Source organism: Streptococcus sp. A11 (assembly GCF_043674225.1).
GTDB lineage: Bacteria > Bacillota > Bacilli > Lactobacillales > Streptococcaceae > Streptococcus > Streptococcus suis_V.
Map to the genome: position 1 here is coordinate 20,130 of NZ_JBIMJS010000016.1, position 19,112 is coordinate 39,241.

Consider the following 19,112-nt stretch of genomic DNA (forward strand, 5'->3'; position numbering starts at 1 on the left):
CTTTTGATGATGAATTTCAAGAAAAATTCAGAAAATTTTGTCAATCTAATAAAAAAGAAAAGGAACAAGGATTGTCCCTAGTCTTCTGGTGATACTTCTGCTTTGATTTTCTGGAAAATTTCTTCCTCTTCTGCCGTCATGTCATATTTCTCTAACAAGTCAGGACGACGCTCATAAGTCTTGCGTAGGCTTTGCTCCAAGCGCCATTTCCGGATATTTTCATGGTGCCCACTCATAAGCACATCTGGGACGACCATGCCACGGTATTCATAAGGGCGCGTGTACTGGGGATATTCCAACAAACCAGACGAAAAACTGTCATCAGTGTGGCTAGCTTCTTTGCCAATCACCTCTGGAATCAAGCGCACCGTCGCATCAATCATGGTCATGGCAGCCAACTCCCCACCAGTCAATACATAATCACCAAGAGAAATCTCGTCTGTCACCAAGGCCTTAATTCGCTCATCGTAGCCCTCATAGTGACCACAGATGAAAATCAACTGCTCCTCCTGAGCCAATTCCTCAGCGTAGGCTTGATTAAAAGTCCGACCGGCTGGGTCCAGCAAAATCACGCGCGGATTGGTTTGGGAAATGGCATCCATAGTGTCAAAAATCGGTTGAGCCCGCAAGAGCATACCTTGACCTCCACCGTAGGGCTCATCATCCACGTGGCGCGATTTCTCGGCTTTCTCACGGAAATTATGATAATTGATTTCCAGCAATCCCTTGTCCCGCGCCTTGCCGACAATAGAATGTTCCAGTGGCGCAAACATTTCTGGAAAGAGAGTCAAAATATCAATCTTCATCGTCCAGCCCCTCGAGCAATTCTACATCGACGCGATTGTTTTCAATGTCAATATTGAGAACAACCGGCGGAATATACGGCAAAAGCAAATCTTTCTTGCCTTTTCGTTTGACCACCCAAACATCATTGGCACCCGGCTGAAGGATTTCCTTGATTTGTCCGATGAACTGGTCATTTTCATAGACATCCAGCCCGATGATTTCATGGTAGTAAAACTCGCCTTCGTCCAAATCTGTCAGATTTTCCTCCGCAATCTTGAGGCTAAAGCCCTTGTATTTCTCAATGTCGTTGATATGATAGAGCCCTTTGAACTTGATAATATCGAAGTTCTTGGCCTTGCGGTGGGAGGCAATTTCCACTTCCATGACAAACTGATCCTTGTCATCAAAAAGCGCCAAGACTGCGCCTTTTTTAAAACGTTCCTCAGCGAAGTCCGTCACAGACAGGACACGCATTTCTCCTTGCAAGCCTTGGGTATTGACTATTTTTCCTACGTTAAAATAATTCATGTGTTCTCCGTTTGTTTTTCTATTCATCTATTTTAACATGGGAGCAGAGATTTCTCAAGGGATTGAAAAAGCCGGCTTGCGCCGACTTATCTTGGGAGAATCTCCTCGATATCTTTCTTGGTTTTGACAGTTTTTTCACAGGGAAATTCCAGATAGGTTGCTCCTTTGGATTTTTGAGGTAGGCGTTTTTTCTGCTGGGCAAAAATTCTAAAAAGTAGAACTTATCTACCTGCGGGGGTGTCCTGCTTGCTAGGATTATCAAAGAAATAGGGGCGAATATATGTCACATCTGAATGAAGGCGCGCAGCGTCCTTTCCTTCTAGAACAGCAATTTGCTGAAAGTCTGCGTTTTAGATAACAATTCTGTCCGCCTCCGGAAGGTCGATGCTTGTCTTTCGAAAGCCTAGATAGACAGCCAGGACGATGAGCAATAGGATTGTTAAAACCAGTTGAGATTTATTCATGTACTCATACTCCCTGTTATTTCTAGTATTAGCATAACAAATCTAGCCAATTTCGGAAAATATCACTGTAAAAACCTTACTGACTGCTGCTAAACTGGCTTTGATAGAGATTATAGTAGAATCCTTCCTGGGCTAGCAGGCTTTCATGATTGCCCTGTTCAATGATTTGGCCGTCTTTGAGGACCAGAATCTTATCCGCCTCTTGAATGGTTGACAGACGATGGGCAATGACAAAGCTGGTTCTGCCCTGCATGAGCCGTTTCATAGCCTTCTGAATCAGCAATTCCAAGCGGGTATCAACGGATGAGGTCGCCTCATCAAGAATGAGAATGGAGGGATCAGCTAGCAAGGCACGCGCAATGGTCAAAAGCTGTTTTTGCCCCTGCGAAATATTGCTGGATTCCTGGTTCATCTCCATATTGTAACCGCCAGGTAGGGTACGGATAAAGTGGTCCACATTGGCAATCTTGGCTGCCTCAACAATTTCCTCATCAGTGGCATCTAGGCGACCAAAACGAAGGTTTTCCTTGATAGTTCCTTCATAAAGCCAGGCATCCTGCAGAACCATACCAAATTGACTACGGTAGGACTGGCGTGATAATTGACGAATATCGTGACCGTCAACCTTAATGGCTCCAGATGTTACATCGTAAAATCGCATCAGCAGGTTAATGAGTGTAGTTTTTCCGGCACCCGTTGGTCCAACGATGGCCACCATTTCACCTGGCTTGACTTCCAGATTGAAATTGCGAATGAGAGGCTTGTCCTCAGAATAGCCGAATTCAACATTTTCAAAGCTGACTTGGCCGGTCAGATTGTCTGTCAAGGCTTGCTCATTGGCGTTGACCTCATCCACCTCATCTAGGACTGAAAAAATGCGCTCCAGGGAAGATTTAGCAGACTGCAACTGGGGAGCTAGCTGGGTCAGGGTTTGCACCGGCTGAGAAATTTGGAAGACATATTGGACGAAGGCCTGCAAATTACCAACTGTCAGACGCCCCGCCAAAACCTGGAGACCAGCCAAGAGGGCAATGATAACATAGGTCAGGTTTGACAAGCCCTGAACCACCGGCATCATCATGCCAGAGGTAAAGCTAGCCTTGAAACCAACCTCCTGCAGGTCCGTTGTAATTTGGCGAAATTCAAGTTTAGACTGCTCTTCCCGTCCGTAGAGTTTCAAAACATGGAAACCGGTCAGATTTTCCTGAATAAAGCCATTGAGGCGACCCAGGATAGCAGCCTGTTCCTTGAAATAAGGCTGGGAGCGCTTGATGATATAGCTGGAACTAAAGTAAGTCAGGGGTACCAAGAGCAGAACGACCAAGGCCAGGGAAACATTGAGGTAGAAGGTCATGCCAATCGCAAAGGTCAAAATCAAGGCCGCATTGACAATTTGCAGGAAACTCTGCTGTAGGGCATTGGAAACCGTCTCAACGTCATTGGTAAAGCGGCCCAGGAGGTCACCATACTGCTCCTTGTCAAAATAGGAAACCGGGATTCGATTGATTTTTTGGCTCAAGTCCTGGCGCATATCACGGACAGCATGTTGAACACCCTTGGTCATGAAATAGTTAGAAAAATAAGCTCCAACTTCGTACATGAGGGCACGGAAGGCGTAAATTGCTAGGAGGGTTGCGACATAAGGCACGTTGATACCGGCTCCTTCAACACCCTTGGCCATATCCAATAAGTTTGCTGTTAGCTCGGTGATAACCATACCCAGCACCAGGGGCTCTAAGGTATTCATAATGGCACTGAGAATCTTCATAAGGATAGCAATAAAGATAGAGCTTTTGTAGGTCCGCAAATAGGTCCAAACACGCTTAAAAACATTTGTATTCTTCATATCACCCTCCTATTCTTCTTCTGTCAAGGACTGACGATTGAGTTGAGAATTGGCAATTTCACGGTAGAATTCATTGCTTTCCATTAACTCATCGTGCTTACCACGACCGACAATTTCCCCTTCGTTGAGGACAATAATCTGATCCGCATCCATAATGGTTCCCACACGCTGGGCAACGATAAGGACAGTCGCATTTTCCGTCACTTCCTTGAGGCGCTTGCGTAAAATCGCATCTGTCCGATAGTCCAAGGCAGAGAAGGAATCATCAAAGATATAGATTTCTGGTTCCTTGACAATGGCACGCGCGATAGACAGTCGCTGTTTTTGCCCGCCAGACAGATTGCTACCGCCTTCTGCCAAATGGGTCTCAAACCGGTCTTCCTTGCTTTCGATAAAATCCTTGGCCTGAGCCACATCAGCCGCCGCATCCAGCTCCGTCATGCTGGCATCCAGCTTTCCATACTTGAGGTTTTCGGCGATTGTTCCGGTAAATAGCAGAGCTTTCTGCGGAATAAAGCCAATCTTGCTGCGGAGGGCTTTCAAATTGTAGCGTCTGACATCCACACCATCTACCAAGATCCGGCCCAGGGTCACATCGAAAAATCGCGGAATGAGCTGGACCAGAGTAGACTTACCAGAACCCGTCGAGCCAATAAAGGCAATGGTCTGACCAGGTTCTGCCTTAAAGGAGATATTGTGGAGAACAGGCGACTCGGTCTCACCTGGATAGGCAAAGGTCACATTGTCAAATTCCAGGTAACCGCGGGTTTCTGTCTCTGTAATCCCGTCTTCATTTTTAGAAATCGAAATCGGCATGTCCAGAACTTCCTGAATCCGCTTGGCTGAAACTGCCGTCCGGGGATACATGGTAAAGAGATTGGCAAAGAGCAAGAAGGAGAAAAGGGCATGAAAACCATACTCAATAAAGGCAACCAGGTCACCGATTTGCAAGCTACCTTCTCTGAGCGGAGCAAGGGCAAACCAGACAATGGCCACAATCATGGCAATAATGATTTGTACAAATAGTGGCTCCGTCAAACCTGTCAAGATGAAGAGTTTCTTAGAAATGCCGGTGTAATCCTCATTGACCTGCTCAAATCGTTCTTCTTGAAATTCTTCGCGCGCAAAAGCCCGGATGACCCGCAACCCCATGAGATTTTCACGGACGTACTGGTTAATCGTGTCCAACTTTTGCTGCTGCATTTCAGACAAAGGACGGGTCTTGATGGCCACATAATAGACGACCCAGACCAAGAAAGGCATAGCCACTGCTACTGTCCAAGCCAGTCCAGGACTGGTCACCAGGGTCATGATGACCGAGGCAATCATCATCATAGGCGTGATAACACCCAGTCGCAGAACCTGCTCCGCAAACTGCATGAGGACAAAGGCATCATTGGTAATCCGTGTCACAAGCGAGGAAACACCAATCTGCTCGTATTCATGATGGGAATAATCTTGGATTTTTTCATACAAATCATTGCGGATATCCTTGACAATATTGGTCGTCAACTGTCCAGCAGCATAGGCCAAAAGGACACGACCGACAATGCCCAACACAACGATTATCAACATCATCCAAGCCCAGAAATAGACTTGGTCAGGATTATTTTGCGTGAGCCCCTGGTCAATCATCCGAGCCAAGAAGGTTGGCAAACCAAGGTTGACCGCTACGAACAAAATTCCGGCAAACAGATCTAATATCAACCATTTTGGATAGTGTTTCAGATAGTTCCAAATAAGTTTCATAATTCCCTTTCTAGTTTTTTATCTTGAAGTAAGTAAAAAGCCACCAAATGGTGACCCTCTTATTCTTTCTCGTCAATCACTAAACGAACTTTTTTACCACTTGTTGGGACAGAATAGACAATCGTACGAATTGCAGAAATCGTGCGTCCTTTTCTACCGATAACACGGCCAATATCCGATTGATCCAAATCCAAATGATATTCCAAAAATTCAGGTGTATCAACGATTTTAATCGTCAAGCTGTCAGGCTGTGAAATCAAGGGTTTCACAATCGCAATAATGAGATTTTCAATCATGTCCATAAGTAGTCTCGCTTACTGTTCTTATTTAGAGAATTTTGATTCGTGGAATTTCTTCATAACGCCAGCGTTAGAAAGAAGGGCACGAACTGTGTCAGATGGTTGTGCACCTTTTGCCAACCACTCAAGTACACGCTCTTCTTTAAGAGTTACTGAGTTTTCAGCCAAAAGTGGGTTGTAAGTACCAACTGTTTCGATGAAACGACCATCGCGTGGAGCGCGTGAGTCTGCAACGTTAATACGGTAGAAAGGTTTCTTTTTAGAACCCATACGAGTCAAACGGATTTTTACTGCCATTTTTTATCTTCTCTTTTCTTATATGTTTTTTGGTTGGTGAAATAGCAGAGCTATTTAGCACATGTTCTATTATAACACACTTTCATCTGGTGTCAAGAAAAAAACTTGACACTTTTTAAAAATTTTATTGCTCAAGCAGATCTGCTAGTTCTCTCAGTTGACTTGCTAAATTCGAGCGGTCAAAAAGCAAATTATAGACTCCATCTTCACTCAATACACCGCAAGGAATACCATCAAAATAACCATTATTGGATAAATCAAGATCTTCCATATAGGTCTGGCTCTGATAATAATCTAGCAACCGTAAATAACTTGATTGTGCCTGATTGAGCTGGGTAACACTATCAGCAAGGGACTTGTTCATCTCCAGATGCATATTAAATATTTTTTCCATCTCCTCGACACGTTTCCTAGCTTCCATACAATCCCTCCATCAATGTGTTGCACCTCCAACGTTCTTCACATCCTCTTTGTCTTTATATGCAACTATTGCTCCAATGGCTGCTTCAACTCCTCTAACAATATCGGCTAGAGACATAGAGGCAAAGCCTGGTTTGTCAAGAACCTGTTCCGGTAGAAACGGAATATGAAGAAAACCAGCCTTAGTCTTTGGAAATTGTTTATCAGCTAAGTAAAGAGCTTGGTACATGAGATGGTTGCAGACAAAGGTCCCTGCGGTATTAGAAACAGAGGCTGGAAGACCTGCTGCACGAATGGCTTCAACCATTGCTTTGATGGGTAAGGTTGAAAAATAAGCAGGTTGCCCATCTTCACGAATCATAGTGTCAATTGGTTGTTGTCCTAAATTATCTGGAATGCGAGCATCGTCTTGGTTAATGGCAACACGCTCAGGTGTTAATTCCGTCCTTCCACCAGCCTGTCCAATACATAGCACAATATCTGGTGCATACTTAACCATGGCTTCTTCAAGAACACTTGCAGCTTGATAAAAAACAGTTGGAATCTCCTCAAGAAAAATCTCTGCGCCTGCAATCTGCTTTGGTAATGATTTAATGACCTCCAGTGCTGGATTGATAGACTCACCTCCAAATGGATCAAAACCAGTTACTAATATTTTCATTCTGTTCTCACTCCTTCAAACGAATTTCTCCATAATGAAATTTTTGATTGGGTCTTACATGACGTTTAAAGCCAAATCGCTCAAAGACCGCATCACGAAAATGAGCTTTCAAGATAATCTTTTCCTTGGCCACCCGCTTGGCCTGAGCCAACAATTCCCCTGACAAGGGGGCAGCATTTGCTAGCCCTGCTAATCCGGACAAATTCTGCGATTCCTTAATCTCCTTCGAAAACATAGGGTCAAAATAAATCACATCAACCGACTTATCTGCCTGATTTTTCAAATAGGGCAAACTGTCTGTCCAGATGGCCTCAATGGACCGCATGGCTTGATTAACCGCTTCATTGCCACTATCAAACTCTTTCAGACCTCGGCTTACCATAAAATGAATAAGCAGAGAACTCTCCAAGGCTGTCACCTGATGTCCCGCACTAGCTAGGACAATACTATCAGAAGCCAGCCCCATGGTACAATCTAAAATAGTCTTTGGCTTGTCGCCAATCAATTCTAGGAGAGGGTCACGTCCAGCTTTGATACGAAGCATAGCAGTATCTGGGTGAAAAAAGAGGGATTGCCCACCCACTTGTTCCAAAACCAGCCGGTCTTTGTAAACTACCAAAACCTGTTCCACATCCGTAAAAAAACGGCTCAAGGCTTGCTTATTACGCGGCAGATAAATAGCAGGTAGTTCTTTGGCAATGGACTCTGCAAGGGAAACTAGCTGACTATCCATCCTCAAACTCGTTGTCACAATCAGATTCATACTTATCATTATACCAAAGAAACGACTAAAGTAATCCCTAGCCGTTTCATACTATTCAAAATTATCTTATCGTTTGTTGGTCCTTTGGTGTGCAACAGACTTCCGCCACTGATAGATTTTATTGTACATCAAATCTCAGCAGTCCAGTTTATCCAATTTTGACAATGGTTCTACCCAAATGCCGCCCTTCTTTCAAAAGAGTCATGGTCTCAGGCAGTTCTTCCAAGCTGATTTCATCATAAGCCAGCTGGTCTACAATCTTCCATTCCTTGGCGAATTTTTCCCAGACTGCTGTCCGTTTTTCATGGCTAATTTGGACAGAATCAATTCCCAAAGCCTGTACACCACGGAGAATAAATGGCAGAACATTGGTCATCATCTTGACACCTCCGGCATTTCCACAAAGCGAAACAGCACCGTCATAGTCAATCTGTGGAATCAGATGAGCGACCACATCACCACCTACTGTGTCCAGCACATAATTGTAAACCCCTTTGAGCAGGAGTGGATTCTCCTTGATAAAGACTTGATCTGGCTTGATAATCTTGCTAGCACCCAGCCGGCAAACCAGCTCATCCTGATTGTCCTTTCGGGTTAGAGCGCTAATGTGCTCATAGCCCTGAGATTTGAGAATGGCAAGCCCAACCGAACCTACGCCACCACTAGCGCCTGTCACGAGAATCTGTGGTTGCTTGTCCACTGTCATCCCAGCTTTCTCAAGCGCCAGGACAGACAAACCAGCTGTGAGTCCCGCCGTGCCAAGGATCATGGCATCTTTCATTGTCAACCCTTCTGGCAATGGCACAACCCAATCTTTTGGAACGCGGGCATATTCAGAGAATCCGCCTGTATGGGACATGCCCATTTCATAGCCGGTCACCAGCACTTCCTGACCAAGAGTAAATTCATCTGTCTCCGAAGAAACTACAGTACCAGCCAAGTCTATACCTGGAATCATGGGATAATTCCGGATGACACCGGAATTTTTCTGCACAGCCAGCATGTCCTTGTAGTTGACCGAACTGTAGGCAACTTTGATAAGGACTTGACCTTCATGCAAATCATCCACTGTAATGGTTTTTGGAGCAAATACAATCTCGTCGCCTACTTGCTCAACAACCGTAGCCTTAAATTCTCTATTCATTTGATAACCTCCGATTTTGATATAGGATAGAGTCAGCTTCCCAACCTCTCTACCTTACCTCCTCTCCGTTTTCTATCTGTTATTATAATAAAACATTTCAGAGAATTCGTCCAGCTAAAACCGATTTAAAAATAAAATTTTAGTCTGGATTTTCAAAAAAGATAAGAGGAAATAAAAAATCCCTAAGGCACGAACTTAGGGAATGACTAGTTATAAAATCCAGATTATCAAAAAGGATGGATTTCATTTATTCTAGCATATTATGTCATAAATTACCAATAGTTTTTAGTTACATGAACCTATAGCTATAAACTATAACTACTTTTAACGTACTTGCTCAAATCGCAAATGAACGACAATCTTATCCGCGTAGCCATTGCGTTCCAAATCACGCTGCAGGCGATAAGAAATATAATGCTCTGCGATTGAGATATAGCCGGCATCCAGCAAACGGTGCTCCACCTGGGATTGTACCATGCTGATGGTTGGGCGTTCTGTATGAGCCTCTTCCAAGTCAAGTACGACCTTCTTAGTCACCTGGGCAAGGTTTTTCCGCCAGGTATCATCAATCACATAAACTGTCTGCGCAGCCTTTAAAATGGCTTGATAAATCTTTTCTGGGTCAAATTCAACAATCTCTCCACTACGTTTAATGACTTGCATATTAAGCTCCTTTCTGGTTTTCAGTAAACCCTTTCATACTCCTATTATCTAGGTTTTTCATGGTTTTGTCAAGTTATAATTTTCATTCTATGATATAATATACTTAAAATTCTGAAAATAAAGGAGAATTCTATGTCACAAGCAATGCCAAAACGCCATGAAATTGACGTGCAACTCACCTGGGATACCAACCTGATTTTCCCAGACAACCAGGCCTACAAGGATGCCCTTGCTAGCTACAAGGAACAAGTTGAGAAATTTGAGAAAACCTATAAAGGTCAATTGACCGAAAAAGCAAGTATTGTCGCTGCACTGAAAGAATACGAAGACCTGTCTATCCTCCTCAGCAAGCTGGATCACTATTCCTTCTTGCCACTTGAAGTCGACAAGATGAATACAGAATTGGCCAGCCTTGCCAATGAATACGAATTAGTGCGTGCCTTTGCCATTCCAAAATTGTCCTTCCTGGACACCGAACTGGGCTTACTTGACGAGGCAGTCTTGAACAACTTGATTGCTGAACAGCCTCAATGGAAGGCGTTTTTCGAGGCAATCATTCGCCAAAAACCTCACCAACTCCACCCTCTTCAAGAAGAACTCTTGGCCAATTTTGTACCAACCTTTGGCCAACCCTACAATAACTACGGGGTTACCAAGTTTGAGGATATGACCTTTGACAGTTTTGAAGCCAACGGTCAGACCTACGGCAACAGCTATGTTTTGTTTGAAAATGACTACGAAATCAGTCACGACACCGAAATTCGTCGTAATTCCGCTGCTGGTTTCTACAATACCTTGAAAAAATACAAGAACACAACAGCTGCAACCTATCTATCACACATTAAAAATGAGCAGATTGAGGCGCGCCTCCGCGGTTTTGACACAACTATTGACTACCTTCTCCACCGCCAAAATGTTTCCCGCGACCTCTTCGACCGTCAGATTGACGTCATCATGAAAGAATTGGCACCGCACATGCGTCGCTATGTCAAGCTGGTTGCCAAGGCTCATGGCTTGGAGAAAATTACCCACGCCGACCTGAAAATCAGCCTACCGTCCGAATTTAACCAACGCATTACGCCAGAAGAGTCTAAACAATTCTTGATTGACTGTTTGGGCATCCTTGGCGACGATTATGTCAAGATGATTGAACGTTCCTTCGATGAGCGCTGGATTGACTTTGCGCAAAATGAGGGCAAGGCGACTGGTGGTTTCTGTGCGACTCTCTATGACGGACCGTCTTATATCCTGCTTTCTTGGACTGGTCTCATGAATGAAGTCCTGGTATTAGCTCACGAACTGGGGCATGCAGGGCATTTCCAATTGGCTAAGAAACAAAGCATTCTCAGCTATGACCCATCGCTCTATTTTATCGAGGCACCATCAACTGCCAACGAAGTTTTGACTTGTAATACTCTCTTGAAAAACAACCAAGACCCTGGTTTCCAGGCTTACCTAATTAGCGAGTTAATCAGTCGTACTTACTTCCACAATATGGTCACTCACCTGCTTGAGGCAGCCTTCCAACGTGAGGTTTACACTCGTCTGGACAATGACGAATACCTCAACGGCGACATTCTCTGCCAAATCAAGCTGGGTGTCATTAAAGAATTCTGGGGTGAGGACTTTGAAATCGGCGACGATGCTGGTCTTATCTGGATGCGCCAGCCTCACTACTACATTGGCCTCTATCCATACACCTACTCAGCTGGCTTGACCATCGGTACGGCTATGGCTAAGCAATTGGAAGAAAATCCAGAAGAAATCGTTGAAAAATGGTTGGAAACCCTGTCACTGGGCGCTAGCCTGTCTGCCCAAGACCTGGCTAAACACGCAGGCGTTGATGTATCAACAGACCAACCACTTAAAGAAACAATCGCTTACGTTGGTTCCTTGGTCGACAAGTTGGAATCATTGGTCTAATAGCAAAAAAGACTTGAACACAAGAGTTCAGGTCTTTATTTTGTCTGATACCAGTTGATGATGCGGTCAATTTCATCAATCGTTAAAAAGTGGCCCTTGTCAAAAATGGCTAATTGAAGTTTGGGAAAGGCAGTTTCCTGCCAATTTTGGTAGAGTTCTTGAACTGCGACTGGGGCAACCAACTGGTCCTGCAAGCCAACTGTCACAAGAATGTCCGCTCGGCTATTTTCCAAAGGCACTGAAAAATCAAGAGCTGATGGATGGAGCAAAAGATAGCAGTCAGCCAAATCAGCCCGCTTGGTCAGGAGCCCTGCTATAAAATTAGCCCCGTTTGAAAAGCCGACAAAGATAATTTGCTGGTAATCTGCTACTGCAATTTGTGGCCACTGGTCTATAAAATCGGTCAAACGTTGCTCAAAATCAAGCAAATCCAGCTGCCCGTCAACCAGCGGAGCAAAAAAGCGACGGGATTTCCCCCGACCAACATTACCCCGAAAAGATAGTACAGCTGCTTCAGGATTCAATTTTTCCCTCAGAAAGAGCATGGACTGCTCATCGCCACCTGTTCCGTGAAAAAAGACCAGGAGACAGGGCGCAGTCCCCTCCACAAAATGATAGTTCATGACTGTCTCCTAATAACGATTTCTCAGAACTTCTTCAATCTCAGCCCGGTCTTCCTCAAAGAAGCTTGGCAAGAAGAGTTCAACATCATCGAGTTTATCATGTTGCTCAGCTTTCTTGGCCTCGTGCTGACCTTCCATTGTTGCCACTTCAAACATAAGGTAGTTCGGCGCGCGGAAATAGAGGGAGTGCATAAAGTCTCGATTAATAATGCCTGAGTGCGGACGGTTGAGCAGGTCAAGTGTATGAACCATATCCTCTAAATCTAATGTATCCAAGACACCAAAGGCTACGTGGTGAATGGCACCAACCCCAATGACGGAGATTTTTGAAACCTGATCGACGATAATCTGCACGCGATGCTGGAAATCATTGTCGAATTTGAGCGAAATGACCTGATGTCCCTGATAATCAAAACGGCTTTCCTCTTCAAAACCAAATCTCTCTGTCAGCATGTCCAGCAGGGCTTTCTCCTCCCGCACCCGCATCTGAATCCCAGCAATTCCTAAAATCGCAACCGATTCAGGAATCTCGGCAGTCTCCATTGGATACATAGGACCAATAGTATCATGATAGGTCAAGGCCAAATCTTGCCCATCCTCATCTTGGAAATTGAGAATATGTCTGTCTCCCATCACTTCTACTCCACCATGTTCGACCTCAAAATCCGTCAAACGTTGTGCCCAGAACTCCAGAGCTGCCTTATCCTTGACTAGAAAAATCGTTCTTTCTAGGCGATTGGTTCCCTTGCGTTCCATCTGGAAGTTTGGCATGTCAAAAATCGTGAATTCTGTACCGAACCGGCCATCTTCATCCCCGAAAAAGAGGTGATACATGGACGAATCATCCTGATTCACTGTCTTCAGGGTCAACTTCAAGCCAAGAATATGGTGATAAAAATGATAAGCCTGGTGGATGTTGCCCACCAAAGTCGAAATGTGATGAATACCTGTATTGTTCATGTAAACTACCTCGTTTCTGATTTGGTATTATTTTATCAATAATTAGTGATAGTGTAAAATATTTTGCTCACATTCTTAAAAGATCATATTGTCACGACAAGCATCATTCACTTTGAAAAGACTCTACACTTGGTTAAGCCTAGGACTTGCTGGGGTTCATTCACTATCATAAAAAGTCGGAACATTTCATCCCGACTTGAAACTTTGCTTTTAAAGGATAAATGATAGGATTAGACCGCCTAAAATTCCTCCGACCAGGGCTGCTAGGAGATTGGTTTTGGCTTTGCCAGCCTTACCACCACGCGCAACTGATGCGACAAATACACCGATACCCGCAGCAAGTCCCATATCAACCCAGGCAGAACCCGATTGGGTGATAAGCCCCACACCGTGGTTAATGGTCCAGGCCGTCCCGACAATCATTGACGCAGCGATCCAACCACCAATCGGACCAAATTTTTCAACCATCTGTCCCCAGGCCATCCGAATGATGAAGGGGAAGAGAAACGCACCAACTAAAGTAGCAATTGCTTGTTGAACTGTCATGTGATACCCTCCTTAATCTTTTTCCATATCTTCTTCAATCTTGGCTGCAACCAGTCCAGCGATGGTTGCGCCGATGACAACCAAGACGATGGTCGGAAGCGATTCAACCACAGTACCAAATCCATTAATAAAGGCATCACGGAAAATACCACACAGACCGATTCCCAGCCCCATATCGACAAAAGCTGAGTCATCATCGTGTTTGATTAGCCCCAGATAATGGTTCATAAACCACATTGGACCGATGATAATAAAGGCAGCAAAGTAGCCTCCAATAATGCCGTAGGCATCCGCAAATGCCCCCCAGACACTCATAACAAGCATACCGGCAATCATATAGCCGATGGTAGAACGTAAAAATTTCATAAAGCCTCCTTGGGTTCTTTTCTATTGTTCAGCTTGGTAAGCCTTTTCATAAATTGTATTACACCTTCTTCAGATAGGTCAAATCGTTTTTATTTAGAGTTTCCATAAGCAGAGCTTCTTGACCAGCAGCCTCTTCTTCTGACCAATTGTAATAAGCCGCCATTTCCTTGATGATTTCAGGTGCTACTGCATCCAATTGTTCTCGCATGAAGAGCATGTAGTTGGTACGACGGAGAAGATAATCCACTACTGTCAAGGTCATTTCTTCCTTCATGGCATAATGTAGAGATAGCAAATCACGTTGATTAAGGTCAGACACAGCCTCTACTTTATGGTTCAAGGCAAAAACTTTAGGTGCATTTGAACCGTACAAGTTAGCAAGATAGAAGGCATCGTCGTAGTCCAAACCTTTTTTCACACCTAATTGAGCCAAGTGTTCGATTTCTTCTGCTACATTAGCTGGGTTCAATTCACCACCAGATACAGGATAGGTCTTAGAATTGATGAGTTTAAAGCTACGACCATGCTCTTCTTTGAGGATATCTGCTACTTTTTCTAAAGCACCTTCTGCCATCTTACGGAAATCGGTAATTTTACCACCTGCAAGTGTCAGCAAACCATTGTCATCACGGTCAAGGGCAGATCCACGCGATACAGCAGACGGATCCAAGTGTTTTTCAGAAACGCTACCTTCCAGATGGGTCAAATCGTGTTCCACATCATCACGGGTCTTTTCATTGTTCAAGTAACCTTTGACTGTTTCAATTAAGCTGTTGAAACTATCGTCGCTGAGTTTTCCATTGTTCCCACCGTTGTAGTCAGAAGCACCATTTCCAGACAAGAGTGGACGAAGACCTGCCCAGCCACTTTCAATATCATCCAGGGTCAAGTTTGCTTCTGGGAAACGATTGTTAACGATATCCAATAGATAATCGACATCTTCTTGAGTGACCGTTGGGTTTGCCAAATCGCCTGTATAGTCCGTATCTGTCGTACCAAAATAGGTTTTGTTTTCACGAGGAAGGACAAAGACCATACGGCCGTCAGCGTGACCAGTGTCGAAATAGGTTGGCTGAGGGACAGACAAGCGAGAGCTATCGACAACTAGGTGCACACCCTTGGTTGGACGCATTTGGAGAACACCTGAGCCTTCTCCTCCAAGATTACGCACTTCGTCACTCCATGGTCCTGTTGTATTGATGACCAAACGCGCACGGATTTCAAAGGTGCTGTCTGTCAGCAAATCACGAGCGACGATTCCGACAACTTTTCCAGCCTCATCCTTGATAAATTTTTCCGCTTTGACACGGCTGGCAATCAAGGCACCGTCTTTGGCTGCACGTTTGATATTTTCAATTACCAAGCGGGCATCGTTATTACGGAAGTCAAGGTAAACTCCACCGCCAAGCAAACCTTCTTTTTTCAGGTGAGGTGCCCGCTCTAAGACTTCTTCTCTCGTCAACACCTTATTGGCAAGGTCCGTATTGTTGACACCAGCCAACAAATCATAGAGATCCATGGCCACTTTCAAGCGGAAGAGGCTAAAGGTAGATCCTTCTTCATCATAGACAGGTAAGAGCATTGGATCTGGTTTTGGAATGTGAGGTGCAATATTTTGCACTACTGCACGTTCTGAAACTGTATCGGATACTACTTCTACATCAAACTGTTTGAGGTAACGAAGCCCACCGTGAACCAACTTGGTTGAACGACTTGAAGTTCCCTCAGCAAAGTCTTGCATTTCAATCAAGGCTGTTTCCATACCACTAGCAGCAGCTTGGAGGGCTACACCAGCCCCCGTAATACCGCCACCGATAACCAGAAGGTCCAACTGTCTATCCTGCATTTTTTCAATCGCCAAGCGACGTGTTTCTTTTGAAAATTCCATGTTTTCACACTTTCTAACTTTTTACTCTTCATCCAATTGTGCAAATAATTGCGTTGCAGCAACAGCTTTTTTCCAACCCTTGTAGAGCTGTTCTTTACGGGCTGCATTCATAGCTGGCTGGAAGGATTGTCCAACTGCGTTCAATTCTTTCAATTCATCCAAATCTTTCCAGAAGCCAACTGCAAGACCTGCTAGGAAGGCTGCACCAAGTGCAGTTGTTTCCAAGTTTTTAGCACGGGCAATCTCGATACCAAGAATATCTGCCTGGAACTGCATGAGTAGGCTATTCATAGCAGCACCACCGTCTACCTTCAAGACAGAAATATCAATTCCTGTATCCAATTGCATGGTATCAATAACATCACGAACTTGATAGGCAATAGATTGTAGAGTAGCTTTTACAAAATCTTCCTTGCTTGTACCACGAGTTAAGCCAAAGACAGATCCACGCGCATCTGAATTCCAATACGGTGCCCCAAGTCCTGTAAAGGCTGGTACTACATAGACCTCATCGTTGCTAGTAGACTTACGAGCAAGTTCTTCAGACTCAGGCGATGTTTCCACCATTCGCATACTATCACGCAGCCATTGAACTGCAGAACCAGCGATAAAGATTGAACCTTCTAATGCATAGTAAACTTTTCCGTTAATGCCATAACCGATAGTGGTGAGGAGACTATTCTCAGATAACTGCATTTCCTCACCTGTATTCATAACGATGAAGGAACCTGTTCCATATGTATTTTTCACCATACCTGGCTCAAATGCCAATTGTCCAAATAGGGCTGCTTGTTGGTCACCTGCCATACCAGAAATAGGAACTTCTGCTCCATAGAAGTGGAATGGCGCTGTTGTACCGTAGATTTCTGAATTGGAACGAACTTCTGGCAACATAGCTTTTGGAATATTGAGGAGTTCAAGGATTTCATCATCCCACTTGAGTTCCTTGATATTGTAAAGCATGGTGCGGGCAGCGTTTGAGTAATCCGTTACATGGCACTTACCATTGGTCAATTTCCAAACCAACCAAGTATCAATAGTTCCAAAGAGAATCTCACCTTTTTCAGCACGTTCTTGTGCACCTGGAACTTGGTCCAAAATCCACCGAACTTTTGTTGCTGAGAAATAGGCATCTACTACAAGACCAGTCTTTTTATGAATCAAATCAGCGTGTCCATCCGCCTTTAACTGATCAGCAATATGTGATGTTTGACGGGATTGCCAGACAATGGCATTGTAGATTGGAAGTCCTGTTTCTTTGTCCCAAACAACTGTCGTTTCACGTTGGTTAGTGATACCAATCCCTTCGATCTGGTCTGGACGAACACCACTTTCAATAAAGGAACCTGCAATAACAGACTGTACAGAATTCCAAATCTCATTGGCATTGTGCTCTACCCAACCTGGTTTAGGGAAGATTTGTGTGAATTCTTTTTGGTAGCTACCAACTTTTTCACCTTTTTTATTAAAGATGATGGCGCGTGAGCTTGTTGTACCTTGGTCGATGGCCATAATGTATTTTTCAGTTGACATTTCCTGTCCTCCTTGTAGATTTATTATTACTTTTGAAAGCGTTTCCGACTTCCTTGTGATTTTATTGTAATCTATTTTTCAAAAAAAATCTTATCAATTTTTTTATAATTTCAAAAAAAACTGATAAAGTTGTTTTTTTGCGGCAAAAGAAAAACTTCCTAGGAAACTAGAAAGTTTATCACCGCCGTTCAATCCGAAACTGCTTGCGTTCGACCAAACGTATAGACTGCTCTAACTTGCGCTGATGAATGGTCTGGATAAGGCTCTTTACATCCTTCAACTCCTGATCAGTTGGCAATCCATAGATCTGATAAGATGGATCTTGCTGCCAAGGATAATCATGGCAAATAACCAAATCATAGGATTGGTCTGATTGGACAGGCTCGATTTGAATTGACCGATTGCGTTCTAAGGACTGACATAAGACATGTAAAATGGGAGAACTGATGACAGATGGATAACTGGATGCCCACCCAATTTTCACCATGGTTGGCTCCACCTGCATAAAATATGAAAATAATTGCGTCAAAGATAGCAAATGACTGGTGGCTGGGGCTTGCCTTCTCCCAAAAATCTCCTCAGATACATGGTGCAAGATACTAGAAGCAGCCTCTTGCATGAAAGAATCATAGCTAGTCAACTCATCAAAGCCACTATCGATGCAGGAAGTGAAAAAATAGAGCTGACTAAAAACTTGATTGAGATGATATAGTTCGCCTTCTTCCATTGTTAAATCTGTCTTCAAGAGAATTTTTACCCGTTGAAAGGCCCAACTAGTTGCTTCCATAATGGGTCCACCGAAGCCCAAGACCTGTTCTAATTGATGGGCTGCCACTATCCCTTGACTAAACAAGAAGGCAAAAACAGACATGGTGTCCCCCTCTTGAAAGGAAGCGGATGCTTGCTGGCGTAAGGTTAAAAAGAGCTGGCGTAGGTGACGGTAAAATTTATGTTGCTCATAGGGTGCCATTAACTGATAAACTGTCTGGAAATCCAAATCCTTCAATCGCATTCTTTTCTGGACAATCATCAACCAGAGAGCCAACTGATGGGCCTGTCGAGGATTAAACTGGGATTGATAAAAGCGTTCAAAAATCGGCAGATGAGCAAGTTGCTCCCTAAAGACCCGATCTTGTTCTAATTCCTTGAAAGGCCTGGTCAGCCAGAATAATTGATAATAAAAATAGCGAATTTGCAACTCACTACCCCGCAAACGACCGTTCCGTATGCTCACCTGAAACTCTTTCAGGACTTTGTTTAATGTCGAAAGGTGTCTGTTCAAAGTAGCTTCACTCAGCAATAAATCTTGAGCTAGCATGGGGATGGAGCATTCATTTTTATCAAAAAAATAAAGTAAAATCTGGTACTTGATACTAGTTCTAAAGAGATAGGCAAACAGGTCTTGTCTGGATAAATTAGCTCCGCGTTGTAAGACAATTTCTTCTTCTCTAATTTGAAAAACTAGACCAAACTGGCCCTCTTCAACCTCTTCAGAGAAACTTTCTATATAGCGTAACAAGGTAGATTTAGACAGATGGAGCTCCTGGGCAACTTCCTTTATTCCAATAGGTGACAGGGACTTACGCAAGAGAAGAAAGAGCTGGTAAATAGCGCGCTCACGTTTTTCCAATAAGTCTAGAATATGCACACAAT

General features: G+C 43.9%; 19 protein-coding genes. 1 reads left to right on the forward strand and 18 read right to left on the reverse strand.

Going from position 1 to position 19,112, the window contains the following annotated elements; all coding sequences use genetic code 11:
- Positions 1 to 77: 77 nt before the first annotated feature.
- The 11 genes from trmD to ACHBIF_RS09105 form a co-directional block, all read right to left on the reverse strand.
- Positions 78 to 806 carry a tRNA (guanosine(37)-N1)-methyltransferase TrmD gene (gene trmD / locus ACHBIF_RS09055; protein WP_105123272.1) on the reverse strand — a complete coding sequence of 243 codons (729 nt, stop codon included), beginning with the start codon at positions 804 to 806 and terminating at the stop codon, positions 78 to 80.
- Positions 796 to 1,314 (reverse strand): ribosome maturation factor RimM, encoded by a 519-nt coding sequence (rimM, locus tag ACHBIF_RS09060; protein ID WP_105111983.1) that lies wholly within the window; start codon positions 1,312 to 1,314, stop codon positions 796 to 798. Before rimM ends, trmD begins: the two co-directional genes overlap by 11 nt.
- A 540-nt stretch (positions 1,315 to 1,854) precedes the next feature.
- On the reverse strand, positions 1,855 to 3,624 hold the full coding sequence (locus tag ACHBIF_RS09065) for an ABC transporter ATP-binding protein (RefSeq protein WP_105111984.1): 1,770 nt from the start codon (positions 3,622 to 3,624) through the stop codon (positions 1,855 to 1,857).
- A gap of 9 nt (positions 3,625 to 3,633) precedes the next feature.
- Positions 3,634 to 5,373 (reverse strand): ABC transporter ATP-binding protein, encoded by a 1,740-nt coding sequence (locus ACHBIF_RS09070; protein WP_170239461.1) that lies wholly within the window; start codon positions 5,371 to 5,373, stop codon positions 3,634 to 3,636.
- 59 nt (positions 5,374 to 5,432) lie between these two features.
- Positions 5,433 to 5,675 (reverse strand): KH domain-containing protein, encoded by a 243-nt coding sequence (locus tag ACHBIF_RS09075; RefSeq protein ID WP_105111986.1) that lies wholly within the window; start codon positions 5,673 to 5,675, stop codon positions 5,433 to 5,435.
- Between the two features lie 21 nt (positions 5,676 to 5,696).
- Complete coding sequence (gene rpsP / locus ACHBIF_RS09080; RefSeq protein ID WP_105111987.1) at positions 5,697 to 5,969, reverse strand: 30S ribosomal protein S16; 273 nt, start codon at positions 5,967 to 5,969, stop codon at positions 5,697 to 5,699.
- Positions 5,970 to 6,093: 124 nt separating this feature from the next.
- On the reverse strand, positions 6,094 to 6,390 hold the full coding sequence (locus tag ACHBIF_RS09085) for a DUF4298 domain-containing protein (RefSeq protein WP_105123269.1): 297 nt from the start codon (positions 6,388 to 6,390) through the stop codon (positions 6,094 to 6,096).
- Between the two features lie 12 nt (positions 6,391 to 6,402).
- On the reverse strand, positions 6,403 to 7,050 hold the full coding sequence (gene pcp / locus ACHBIF_RS09090; RefSeq protein ID WP_394720047.1) for a pyroglutamyl-peptidase I: 648 nt from the start codon (positions 7,048 to 7,050) through the stop codon (positions 6,403 to 6,405).
- Positions 7,051 to 7,057: 7 nt separating this feature from the next.
- Positions 7,058 to 7,813, reverse strand: coding sequence for a class I SAM-dependent methyltransferase (locus tag ACHBIF_RS09095; protein WP_172021373.1), 756 nt, complete (start codon positions 7,811 to 7,813; stop codon positions 7,058 to 7,060).
- Positions 7,814 to 7,961: 148 nt separating this feature from the next.
- Positions 7,962 to 8,957: a YhdH/YhfP family quinone oxidoreductase gene (locus tag ACHBIF_RS09100; protein WP_394720050.1), complete on the reverse strand. Its 996-nt coding sequence runs from the start codon at positions 8,955 to 8,957 to the stop codon at positions 7,962 to 7,964.
- A 324-nt stretch (positions 8,958 to 9,281) separates the two neighbouring features.
- The gene (locus ACHBIF_RS09105) at positions 9,282 to 9,620 is read right to left on the reverse strand and encodes an ATP cone domain-containing protein (RefSeq protein ID WP_105111991.1); all 339 of its coding nucleotides are present in this window, start codon (positions 9,618 to 9,620) and stop codon (positions 9,282 to 9,284) included.
- Between the two features lie 132 nt (positions 9,621 to 9,752).
- On the opposite strand from ACHBIF_RS09105, the gene pepF reads away from it, so the two are divergent.
- Entirely contained in the window at positions 9,753 to 11,543 is a 1,791-nt protein-coding gene (gene pepF / locus ACHBIF_RS09110; RefSeq protein WP_394720052.1) for an oligoendopeptidase F, read from the forward strand.
- A gap of 35 nt (positions 11,544 to 11,578) precedes the next feature.
- Here the strand turns inward: pepF and ACHBIF_RS09115 are convergent, their stop codons facing one another.
- The 7 genes from ACHBIF_RS09115 to ACHBIF_RS09145 form a co-directional block, all read right to left on the reverse strand.
- Positions 11,579 to 12,166: an alpha/beta hydrolase gene (locus tag ACHBIF_RS09115; protein ID WP_172073511.1), complete on the reverse strand. Its 588-nt coding sequence runs from the start codon at positions 12,164 to 12,166 to the stop codon at positions 11,579 to 11,581.
- Between the two features lie 9 nt (positions 12,167 to 12,175).
- Positions 12,176 to 13,126, reverse strand: coding sequence for a VOC family protein (locus ACHBIF_RS09120; protein WP_394720055.1), 951 nt, complete (start codon positions 13,124 to 13,126; stop codon positions 12,176 to 12,178).
- Positions 13,127 to 13,336: 210 nt separating this feature from the next.
- On the reverse strand, positions 13,337 to 13,672 hold the full coding sequence (locus ACHBIF_RS09125) for a Lin0368 family putative glycerol transporter subunit (protein WP_105137810.1): 336 nt from the start codon (positions 13,670 to 13,672) through the stop codon (positions 13,337 to 13,339).
- A 12-nt stretch (positions 13,673 to 13,684) separates the two neighbouring features.
- Positions 13,685 to 14,038, reverse strand: a complete 354-nt coding sequence (locus ACHBIF_RS09130; protein ID WP_105137809.1) for a Lin0368 family putative glycerol transporter subunit — start codon at positions 14,036 to 14,038, stop codon at positions 13,685 to 13,687.
- Positions 14,039 to 14,096: 58 nt separating this feature from the next.
- Complete coding sequence (glpO, locus tag ACHBIF_RS09135; protein ID WP_394720058.1) at positions 14,097 to 15,926, reverse strand: type 1 glycerol-3-phosphate oxidase; 1,830 nt, start codon at positions 15,924 to 15,926, stop codon at positions 14,097 to 14,099.
- Between the two features lie 21 nt (positions 15,927 to 15,947).
- Positions 15,948 to 17,459, reverse strand: a complete 1,512-nt coding sequence (gene glpK, locus ACHBIF_RS09140) for a glycerol kinase GlpK (RefSeq protein ID WP_172021365.1) — start codon at positions 17,457 to 17,459, stop codon at positions 15,948 to 15,950.
- A 178-nt stretch (positions 17,460 to 17,637) separates the two neighbouring features.
- Entirely contained in the window at positions 17,638 to 19,107 is a 1,470-nt protein-coding gene (locus ACHBIF_RS09145) for a helix-turn-helix domain-containing protein (protein ID WP_394720060.1), read from the reverse strand.
- Positions 19,108 to 19,112 lie beyond the last annotated feature (5 nt).